Annotated in this window: 4 protein-coding genes; 1 reads left to right on the forward strand and 3 read right to left on the reverse strand. The window is 47.4% G+C overall.

Going from position 1 to position 12,125, the window contains the following annotated elements; genetic code table 11:
* Positions 1-31: 31 nt before the first annotated feature.
* Entirely contained in the window at positions 32-808 is a 777-nt protein-coding gene (locus ACT6R0_RS17285; protein ID WP_444655110.1) for a TIGR03915 family putative DNA repair protein, read from the reverse strand.
* An 11-nt stretch (positions 809-819) separates the two neighbouring features.
* The gene (locus tag ACT6R0_RS17290; RefSeq protein WP_444655111.1) at positions 820-2,079 is read right to left on the reverse strand and encodes a putative DNA modification/repair radical SAM protein; all 1,260 of its coding nucleotides are present in this window, start codon (positions 2,077-2,079) and stop codon (positions 820-822) included.
* Positions 2,080-2,501: 422 nt separating this feature from the next.
* Between ACT6R0_RS17290 and ACT6R0_RS17295 the strand changes: the two genes are divergently transcribed.
* A complete protein-coding gene (locus ACT6R0_RS17295; protein ID WP_444655112.1) occupies positions 2,502-11,417 on the forward strand; it encodes a choice-of-anchor L domain-containing protein in 8,916 nt (2,971 codons plus the stop codon).
* A 105-nt stretch (positions 11,418-11,522) separates the two neighbouring features.
* Here the strand turns inward: ACT6R0_RS17295 and ACT6R0_RS17300 are convergent, their stop codons facing one another.
* Complete coding sequence (locus ACT6R0_RS17300; protein WP_444655113.1) at positions 11,523-12,113, reverse strand: riboflavin synthase; 591 nt, start codon at positions 12,111-12,113, stop codon at positions 11,523-11,525.
* Positions 12,114-12,125 lie beyond the last annotated feature (12 nt).

Here is a 12,125-nt window from a genome sequence, read left to right on the forward strand (position 1 = left end):
CGGCTATAAGCCAATTACCCTATCAATTGCATTAATTCTTCCCTTCCTTCTCATTCAAATATTTCCAGTACCGTTTCGGAACGTGCTGTATATGAAGCTTCATGTTTTTGCGCGCCGGTATGTTAGTACTGTTGAAGTAGTCCTTCCAAAGCATTGATGCCAGTTCCTCCTTTTCATCTGCTAATGCAGCGGGAAGCTGCACCTTGCGCGTATCTACATTAGCCACGAACTCGTATGTTATCTCCTCTACGTTATGCAGGTCGTAATACATGCCGTACTTTCTTTTCACGTCATATATGATCCAACGCTGGTCGGCATAGCGGTCGCGGAAAAATTTCACGATGAGCGGCAATACATTAAAATCGGGTTCCACGGGGCAGTAATATATGCCATCAGCCGTCTGCTGGAAACGTATGAATGCCTTCATGCGGTGGCGCTCACGGCTCACGCCCCGTTCCATTTTAGATATCGCCATGACGTGCGCATTCCCAAAATTATTGTATGCGCCAGTTGCATTGTCAAAAATATAGCAGGCGAAGGCAAAGAGGTCCTGGAAGGTTTTTGGGTCTTCGGACAGGTAAGCCCAATAGAATTTCTTCTGCCATTCCGGCACAAGCTTTTTTTGCAGCCCTGCCCATACACGTTTTGCCTTTGCTTCATCGGTTATTACGTCCAGGCTATCCTGCATAAGTCCGGGCACATAGTATTTTTGCCACACCAGGTGTACCCGGCCGGGCTTGCGGTCATAAAATTCGAATATCGATGTCAGCAGCCCTTCAAAGGAGCCGTCGAATATATATATGGTCATGGCTTGGAAAGTTAGAATAAGCTAAGCTGGTTTTGCGGCACCTTCAGGTATTTGCTGGAACTTTCTGCCAGGATAAGGTTTTTAAGGTGTGGGGCATCCGGTTCATTGAGAATATAGGGACTGTCGGCACAACGGATGAAATGCTTCGCACGGCTATAGGCAATGCCTATTTTTTGCAGTTGGTCGCTTCGTAATTTCCCGAACTTACGCGCCTGCAGGATCTTGTGTGCTGACGTTACGCCTATGCCGGGTACTCGGAGTATCATTCGGTGATCGGCGGTATTGATGTCTATCGGGAATTGCTCCAGGTTGCGAAGGGCCCAGCTGAGCTTGGGGTCGATGTCAGTATCCAGGTGCGGGTTCTTCCGGTTAAGCAGCTCTTTTACCCCAAACCCGTAAAACCGCATGAGCCAGTCGGTTTGGTACAGCCTGTTCTCGCGGAGAAGGGGAGGCTGGCTGCCTATCATTGGCATCCGGTCATCGTAGCTTATAGGAATGTACCCGGAATAATACACCCGCTTAAGGCTGAAATTCTTGTAGTACTGGTCAGCGCTGTACATGATCTCCATGTCAGTTTCGGGCGTAGCGCCGATCACCATTTGGGTACTTTGCCCGGCCGGGACGAATTTTGGTACATGCTTGATCAGCCCGGTCTTTTTCTCGTCCTTAAATTGGGTAATGGTATCTTTTATGAAGCCTAACGGACGCTTTACATCTTCGTGCGATTTATCTGGAGCCAATAGTTTCAGGCCGGCCTCGGTAGGCATCTCAAGGTTGATGCTCATCCGGTCCGCATATAGCCCTGCTTCTGTAAGCAATTCCGGGCTGGCCCCGGGGATCGTCTTGAGATGGATGTATCCGTTAAAGCGCTCTTCCAGGCGTAATTTTTTAGCAATGCGCACAAAACGCTCCATAGTATAGTCGGCATTTTTAAAGATACCCGAACTAAGGAAAAGCCCTTCGATGTAATTGCGGCGGTAAAAACTAATGGTAAGTGCCACAACTTCATCTACCGTAAAGGCCGCACGCTTCACATCGTTGCTTTTTCGCGATACACAAAACGCGCAATCAAAAATGCAATGATTTGTTAATAATATTTTTAGCAGCGATACACATCGGCCATCCTCAGTATAGGTATGGCATATGCCATTGCTGCTATCGCCAATCCCTTTATTGTCATTCTTACGGTTGCCACCACTTGAAGCACAGGAAACATCGTACTTCGCGGCATCTGCCAATATATTCATCTTTTCCCTTATCCTGTCATGCATGGTAGAATATTTTCTTCAAAAATAATAGAAAATAATTTACCATCAAAAATTAACAGTGAAATTATTAGGGTGAAAGTAGGGTAACTTGTTATTTATGTAACAATTTTTCTCTAAATAGCATGTGTAAATGCTAAAATTTTGTTAATATTGACCCGTGTAAGAGCGTCTCTTTAGCAAAAATTAGTAGTCATAAAATATATTTTAACAAATATGATACGGATTTTGTGCTAAATAGAGTATTTAATGGTTAGATTTTAAACAATATTAAAAAGACGTAAACAGCTTGTAAAATCTTAAGGTCGCTTATAAAACGAACAACTTTTCGGATTATATTTGCCCGCTGAATTAAGATGCTGTAAACGAAGTTCTTAAAAGTGAAATGGAAGGCCCCGAAAAAAAAACATGCGATTAAGCTGTAAGTTATGAAGAAAATTTTATTTTTTGCTGTCCTGTTATCTTCTTTAACAGGATTTTGTCAGGTGATCACTGTTAATACAAATCAGTCATCCGGGCAATTGGTAAACAACGTGTTAGTTAATAACTCGTGCCTCGTTCAGATCACGAACGTTACCACAAGTACCGGCTCGAACTTTGGTTCGTCTAACGGTATCGGATCCTACCAAAACACCAATCCTGCATTTCCTGCGGGTGCTTCCGGTCTTTTGCTTACCACCGGACAGGCGGTACTTTCGCCGGGACCGAACAATACGATCTTGAGCAACGGAGGTTCTTCGGCTGCATGGGGAGGCAATGCCGAGCTTGAAACGGCGCTTGCAGCGCAGGGAGTGAACATAACTTCTAAAAATGCTACAGTATTCCAGTTCGACTTTGTGCCGAATTCAAGCAATTTTGGCCTTGATTTCCTGTTCGCTTCAGAGGAATATGGTGCTTTCCAGTGTACTTCGAATGATGCGTTCGTAGTACTGCTTGATAATCTTGATGATGCGGCCGGTCCATACAATGTGGCAATGGTGCCCTCTACGACCGATCCTGTAACGGTAAGCAATATCCGTAATAATCTATACCTGTCCGCGTGTCCTTCTGTCAATGCCAATTATTTTGGTGCATTTAATGGTGGTTCCAATGCTGCCGGCGCTGCCATAAATTATAATGGGCAGACAAAGCTTATGCATGTGGGTGGTGTTTTGGTTCCCAATGCACATTACCGCATAAAGCTTATAATTGCTGACGATGGCGGTGATGATGGAACAGATGGTGATTATGACTCAGCTGTTTTCATACCTTCTGGAAGCCTTAATCTTGGCCACCAGATATTTGGTGTGAATTATACAGGGCCTAACGCGCTTTGCTACGGGCAGTCGCATGTGCTTGATACCGGCCTTGACCCTGCCGTTTATGATTTTGAATGGAAGCTTGGAAATCAGGTGCTTGCGGAGACTGGCCCTGCACTTACCATCGATGGTCCCGGAACTTACTCAGTAACCCTGAGCCGTGCTGACATTGGCTGTGTAACCACACAGTCTGTGGTTGTGCAATATACCTCCGAGATCCCTGCAGGGCAGCCAAATAACCTATACAGGTGTGAAAACCAGGCGGGTACTTATACATATGACCTTTCGGTAAACACACCTTTGTTGACACAGGGGCTTAATCCAAATACGGTAGTTACCTATCACTCCTCGCAAACCATTGCAGAGAATGATGGCGTGGCATTGCCCTCAAACTACACGAGCCCAAGCGGTGCTACGATATGGGCGCGTGTAGAGAACCCGGATAACGGATGTTATACGCTCAGGTCATTCCAGTTGCTTACTTCGCCACCGCCTACCGCTACTCAGCCGGGTAATTTGGTATTGTGCGAAGGCGCGCAAAGCTCTAACAGCGCGATATTCAACCTGAACCTTCAGGACCCTATCATATTGGGGGCACAGCCTATATCAGAAAACACTATCAGCTACTTTACGTCCATGGCTGCGGCTAACCTTGGTACTCCTGCCATAGACACGCCTGCCAGTTTTACGGGTACCAACCAGACAATATATGCAAGGGTCCAAAAGTCATTCGATCCCCAGTGTTTTTCAATAACTACCTTTAACCTTGTTGTGAACCCGCTTCCGGTACTGCCGGCTTCTCAAACCATCAATGCTTGTAACAGCTATACACTTCCTGCGCTTGCCACAGGTGCTTATTATACAGGTAATGGCGGTACGGGCACCCAACTGGCTGCAGGTACAGCGATCACAACATCGCAGATCGTATATGTTTACGCACAATCCGGCGGTACGCCAAATTGTACCAACCAGTCTACGCTTACTATCAATATCGTTTCGGCATCTACTGCGCCTTCTAACGTAACGGCCTGCCAAAGCTATACGCTTCCGGCACTTAACCCGGGTGAAGAATATCATAGTGCGCCAAATGGTGGAGGTACTACCTATCCTGCCGGCCATGTGATCACGAGTACACAGACCGTATACTTTTTTATACCGGCTGCGGCATCATGTACACAAAACAACAGTTTTACTGTTACCATAACTAATACTCCTACGGTAACAGAACTTCCTGATGTTAACCAGTGCCAGCCATATGTACTACCGATATTGCCGAACGGACAGAACTATTATACAGGCACTAACGGTTCCGGGACCCAGATCCCTGCGGGAACACCAATTTCTACTTCCCAGACTATTTACATTTATGTGAACAACCCTTCTAACCCTGCGTGTACAGCACAAAGCGACCTTGTTATAACCATAAACGGTGTTCAGGTGGTGGACTCTGACGATATCGTGAGGTGTAACGGATATCCGCTCCCGGCACTTACAGTGGGCAACTATTATAACGGTCCGGGCGGTACTGGAGGGATGATCGCTGCAGGCACTACCATTAGCGCCAGCCAAACAGTTTACATATTTGCGCAAGTTGGTGCTTGTACTGATGAGGACAGTTTCGTTGTAACTATCAACCCACTTCCTACACTACCTGCTTATCCAAATGTGACCGTTTGCGGAACATATAGCCTGCCAAATAACCTGCCGTCGTATGCCCACTATTATACTGGAACTACGGGTACGGGTACGATGCTGGCCCCGGGTACTATCATTTCTAACTCGCAGACCATATACGTTTACACTGATCCAAACGAATTTGGCTGTAGGAGGCAAAGGGTATTTACTGTTACTATCATAGATGCCCAGGCAATAACACCTAATAACCAGACTGTGTGTGGAAGCTATACACTTCCTGCATTAAGCCTCGGGCAGTATCGTACTGCGCCGGGTGGCGGAGGATCAGTTTTGGCTCCGGGCACTGTGATCAACAGTACACAGACTATATATGTATATATTGTTTCGAATTCTACACCGCCATGTACTGCTGAGGATAGCTTTACGATTACCATTAAGCCAATACCTACAGTAACGACCATTCCGGATGTTGTAGCATGTACAAGTTATACCCTGCCTGCAATAACAGTTACTAATGGTACTGCAGGCTACTATACTGCCCCTCAGGGTGGAGGTACTATGATCCCTGCCGGCACTGCGCTTACTTCGTCGCAAACAGTATATATATATGCGCAATCCGGAGGCACGCCAAACTGCGTTCGCCAAAGGCAGTTCAATGTGACCATTGTAGAGAATAACTCTATTGCTCCGCCAAACGTGATTTCTTGTAGCCCTTATACACTTCCTGCGCTACCTGTCGGAAATTATTATCCATCGGCCAACGGAGGAGGTACAATAATACCTGCCGGTACTGTTATTAATATATCGCAGACAATTTACACTTATGTGAATACTACAGTTGGAGCTAACTGTACAGGAGATGACAGCTTTACTGTTACAATAAATCCTCAGGTAGTGGCAGACGATCCGGCAGACGTAGTTACATGTACGCCATATGAGCTTCCTGCACTTACCAATGGGAACTATTTTACAGGCCCTGATGGCGGTGGTACGCAGATAGCCGCCGGTACGATAATTACCGAAAGCCAGACGCTGTATGTTTATAACACAACTCCCAACACTGTCAATTGTGCTGCCGAGAACAGCTTTACTATAACAATAGAAACTATAGATGTCCAAGACCTGCCAGATGTTTTGGTTTGCGGTGGCTATGTGTTGCCGGAACTCACTTCGGGTAACTACTATACCGGTACGGGAGGCTCAGGAACGCAGCTCAACGAAGGGGATCTTATCGATGCTGACCAGACGATATATATTTACGGTGAAACAAATACAACGCCGCCGTGTAGCGATGAGGAGTCTTTCGAAGTGGTTATCAAGCCGGCTCCGGTTATTGATGATCCTGGCAATGCAGGCTCTTGCGGACCTTATGTGCTGCCTGCCCTTACGGGAGGTAACTATTTTACAGGTCCTGGAGGCTCGGGTACACAGTACTTTGAAGGCCAGGTCATAACTGAGACCACCCAACTTTATATTTATGCAGATACTGGTGGTACGCCAAACTGTAGTTCAGAGAATCCGTTCCTGGTAGTTATCAATCCAGCTGCTCCTGAAGACGTTTCTGAATGTGGCAGCTATGAGCTTCCGCCACTTGAGGTGGGGAACTATTTCACAGGGCCTGCCGGAACAGGTACGCCTAAGTTCGCCGGGGACATCATTACAACCACACAGGATATGTACGTATATGTAGACCTGGGCCCCGGAGTGAACTGTACAGACAACAACGTATTTACGATAACCATTACACCTTACCCTGTTTTGGCCCCGGTAACAGATGTAGTTGTTTGTGACAATTATGAGCTTCCGGCACTGGCTGTAGGGAATTACTATACCGGCCAGGGCGGAACAGGCAATATGCTACCGGGAGGCAGCTATGTGACCTCTACACAAACTGTATATGTTTATGCCGTGAACGGTACTTCGCCGCAATGTGTTAGCGAAGACGACTTCCTGGTAACAATAAACAACACGCCTCTTGTAGATGCGCGCTCGGATGTATTGGCTTGTGAAAGCTATACGCTGGACCACCTTATAGTAGGTAACTACTTTACAGGCCCGGGCGGTACCGGGACGCCAATGTTCGAAGGCAATGTGATCACTGATACCATGACGGTGTATATCTATGCAGATTCGGGCACGACCCCTAACTGTCCTGGTGAGAACAGTTTCCTTGTAGAAGTGTTCCATGTAAACCCTGATGCCCCTGCCGATGTAGAGGTATGTAACAGCTATACGCTTCCTGCCCTTACCGAAGGTGGCTATTTTGCTAATCCGGGAGGACCGGACCCTGTTGACCCGACCGCAAATCCTGAGATCCCGGCAGGTACGGTACTAACGGCCCCTTATGATGCCGATCTGTATGTGTACTCTCAAACAGGCGGAACAAGGATCAACTGTAATGAAGAGAATATATTCCACGTTACGGTGAACGAGACCCCTGTAGTGGCTACCCCTGCAGACGTGGCACAATGTACTCCGTATGCGCTTCCTGCACTTACAGCTGGAAGTTATTACACAGGTCCTGGTGGAACAGGTACTGTAATGGCTGAAGGCTTTGAGATAACAACCCCTATGACCGTATACATCTATGCGGCAGTTGGTACTGACAACATGTGTTCTGATGAGCACAGCTACTTTGTAGATGTGAACATTGTAGATGTTCCTGAAAGGCCGGATGTTACAGCTTGCGGCCAGTTTATACTGCCTGCACTGCCTGCAACGCAAGGCAACTACTTTACAGGCCCGAACGGTACCGGGACAATGCTGAACCCGGGTGACGCGATCACGGCTACAGGCCCGAATACGATCTACATATTCAAGTCAGCCGGAACAACGGTGGTATGTACGGACCAGTCAGACTTTATCGTAACGATCATACAGGCACCGGTACCGCAACCTACAGATCCTGTAGTGGTATGTGGTATAGATGACCTTGGCCATGGCATTTTCAACCTTGTGCCTGCAATGCAGCAGTCGCTGGGCGGACAGCCTAACGCTGTGATATCGATCCATGAAACGCTTGCCGATGCACAGTGGGATAATGCACCGATACCAAATGATGGCGTATCGTTGCCAAACAATACTTCTGCATACCATAACGCATTTGCATATACCCAAACGCTTTATGTAAGGCTGGAATCGACACTTTCGGATTGTTATACTGTAGGCACTATACAGTTAGTTGTTAATCCCCGCCCTGTAGCTACCACTCCTGAACCATACGAAATGTGCGATAACGGTGGTAACGATACCGATGGCATCGCTAACTTTGACCTGACCACACTGGAGGACGAAATACTGGGCACGCTTAACCCTGCACAGTTCGTAGTTACCTTCTTTGAAGATCTTAACGGAGCTAACAATAATACTGGTGCGATACAAACACCTGCAAGCTACAACAGCCCAAGCGATATTATTTTTGCGAGAGTGACCAATAATGTGACCGGTTGCCACGATGTAGTGGAAGTCGAGCTTATAGTGAACCCGCTGCCGGTAGCCAATGCTCCGACGCCATATACGCTGTGTGATATTAACAACACAGGCGATGAGATCGAGGTGTTTGACCTTAATACTAAAATTGACGAAATAATAGCAATACCGGGTGGTACCCAGGATGGCATCATTGTTACGTTCTTTAAGAACTTTAACGATGCCAATGCAGGGACCGGCCCGAGCCAGATACTGAATCCAGAGGCTTACTCGAACACATTGGCTGTTGAAGCCATATTCGTAAGGGTAACCATTGAAGAGACCGGTTGCTACAGGGTAGTGCTCCTTGACGTAAGGGTAGAGCCTGTACCTGTGCTTACGCTGCCTACACAGGATGAACTTACTGTGTGTGATACTAACGGGACCGGCCTTGGCATATTTGACCTTGACGCGCTTGTGCAGGACATGGTGAACAATGGCCCGAACCTTCAGGTTACTTTCCATACCACATGGCAGGATGCCATGGATGGCAACAACCCGATAACAGGCGATCTTGCCAATTACCACAACGTGGATCCATTCATCCAGTTCCTTTATGTAAGGGTAGAGAACACTGTTACAGAATGTACAAGGAATGAGCCGTACATGATTACTCTTATTGTTGAACCTGCGCCACAGGCGCCGGAAGACCTTGAGGACCTTGTGCAGTGCGATGATCAGGATAACAACGGACAGGATAACAAGGCTTATTTTGACCTTACGGTTCAGGATGCTGTGATCACAGCTGCGCTTGCGCCAAGGGTAGTGACCATAGAATACTATACCAGCCTGAACAGTGCCAATAATGGCATGCCGAAAATAACCAACCCTGTACACTATTTAGGTACGCATGAGCAGTTTATTTGGGTAAGGGTAGAAGATCCTGATACTGAATGCTACAGCGTAGAAAGCTTCCAGCTGCTGCTTGACCAGCCGCTGCTGCTTACACAGCCTACAGTGCTGGCACTTTGTAATGAGAGCCTTGCGCCAACAGGGACGAATAACGATGGAATAACAGAATTTGACCTTACAGTGAAAGATGAGGAGATACTGGGGCCATTAGGTATAGGACAGGGAATGCTCGTAGAGTACTTTGTGACCGATCCGAGGCTTGATCCGGCGGCGCTTCCGATAGGGGATCCTACAGCTTATCAGAACATTGGGCCACCGCTTAACAATCCGCAGACATTGTTCGTTAGGGTGACAACTCCTAAAGGATGTTTTAGCTATACAACGCTTACCATAAAAGTGCTTCCGCTGCCGGTGCCGGATACTACACCAGATCCGCTGGTGAAGTGTGATGACAACAACTCGCCAGACGGCATGGAGATATTCAACCTGACAGATGCCGCGGCAGATATCAGGAACGGCGATGCTACAATGATACTCACGTATTATACGACCGAGCAGGATGCGATAGACAGGATAAACCAGATCACGAACATCACTGCATACAACACGGCTACCAGGACAATATGGGTTAGGGCAGAAGCCAACACAGGCAATGCTTCCGATCCCGTATGTTTCCAGATCGTATCGTTCGAAGTGATCGTGAACCTGCTTCCTGAATTGGGTAATGCAGGCGTGATAGAGCCGTACGCGATATGTGAGCAGAATACGGATGGTATCGCTACCTTCGACTTTAATACGCACATGGACGAGATACTTGGAGCGGGTGTTGATCCTGCAGGATTCACGATCAGGTTCTTCAGGAACGCGGGCGATATGGCAGCGAATATTGCAATGCCTTACATCTATACGAATACTTCGTCGCCTAACGTGCAGAACATAATCGTAAGGGTAGAAAATAATGATACAGGTTGTATCAATACCGCACCGCTTACACTATTGGTAGAAGAGGCTGCTATTGCCAACCCTATCACTACTACGTTCTTTGAATGTGATTACGACGGTGACAATGATGGTGAGTTTACTTTTGACCTGACTGTTGTTGAGCCTGAGGTACTGGGCGGACAAAGCCCAACGACATATAGCGTGACGTACTACACAAGCCTTGCAGATGCAGAGGATGGTGTGAACGCCATCCCTACGCCAACGGCATATCTTAGCGCGCCTGATCACCAGATGATCTGGGTAAGGGTGACCAATGAGAGCACAGTAAGCGGATGCAACGATATAACCACACTGGAACTGTTCGTAGAGCGTATCCCGGAACCGGTCCTTGATGCTGACCATACAACGGTTTGTATCGACTTTGTGACAGGTGAAAATGTTCGCGCTGCAATAATAGATACAGGACTTGATGCAACGCATACATTTGTATGGACCAAAGACGGTGTTGTAATGGCAGGCGAAACGGGCCCTACATTAACAGTGCTGGAACCGGGAAGCTACAATGTAGTGGCTACCAGTGCAACAGGATGTGTGTCTGACCCGATCGCGCCGATCGTTATAGAGAAGAGCGGTCCTGCAAGCCCTATCGGATTTGGTTATGTAGTAGGTAATCCGTTTGGTGAGAACCAGATCATTACAGTACTTGCGCAAGGATTTGGTGAATACCAGTACAGCCTTGATAATGGCCCATGGCAAAACTCGAACGTATTCGAGAACGTATCGGCCTACCGTGACCACGTTATCCACGTGAGGGATATTGCTACAGCAGACCCATGTGATGACCTTGAGCTGATACTTGACCTTGAAGGAGTAAGGCCTATAGACTATCCTAACTTCTTTACGCCGAACGGCGACGGTTACCACGATTACTGGCAGCCATTCGGATTGGGCAACCAGCCGGCTGTTGTATATATCTTTGACCGATATGGCAAACTGCTGAAGCAGATAAGCACAAGTCCTGAAAGTCGTGGATGGGACGGTACCTATAACGGTACGCCAATGCCAGGGGACGATTACTGGTTCACCATTGAGTACACCGTAGGCGATCAGAAGAGGGAATTCAAAGGCCACTTCGCCCTGAAGAGATAACATAAGATTATTGAATACTAAAAAAGGCATCCGGGAACGGATGCCTTTTTTTTTAGTGCCGTCACTTTAAAAACTTTGGGCTTTAAGACTTTGGACTTTTTAGTATTACCCCCTCAGGGCCTGAAGCCTTGCGACATACTTGCCGACAACATCAAACTCCAGGTTAACGATGCTGCCCGGTCGTATGTTCTTAAAGTTGGTATGCTCGAATGTATAAGGGATGATCGCTACGCTGAACTCGTGGTCTTTGGAGTTCACCACCGTCAGGCTTACCCCGTTCACTGTAATGGAACCTTTTTCGATGGTAATGTTATTTTGCATTTTGTCATAGCCAAAGGTAAAGTACCAGCTGCCGCCTGCTTCCTCGACCGAAGAGCAGATGCCTGTCTGGTCTACATGCCCCTGCACGATATGCCCATCGAGGCGGTCGCCCAGCTTCATGGCGCGCTCCAGGTTTACGATGCCGCCTTCGTGCCAGCCCTTCAGGTTGGTCTTGTCTAGGGTTTCCTTAATAGCGGTCACAGTGTAGCTTTCGCCGTCAATGGCTACTACCGTCAGGCACACGCCATCGTGCGACACGCTCTGGTCTATCTTGAGCTCATGGGTAATGGGCGAGGAGATGGTTATGTGATAATTGCTGTTATCATGCACTATTTTTTTGATAGTGCCCGATGCTTCTATAATTCCTGTAAACATGCTGATTTATTT

It is taken from the genome of Flavobacterium sp. (assembly GCF_052437795.1).
In the GTDB taxonomy this organism is placed as follows: domain Bacteria; phylum Bacteroidota; class Bacteroidia; order Flavobacteriales; family Flavobacteriaceae; genus Flavobacterium.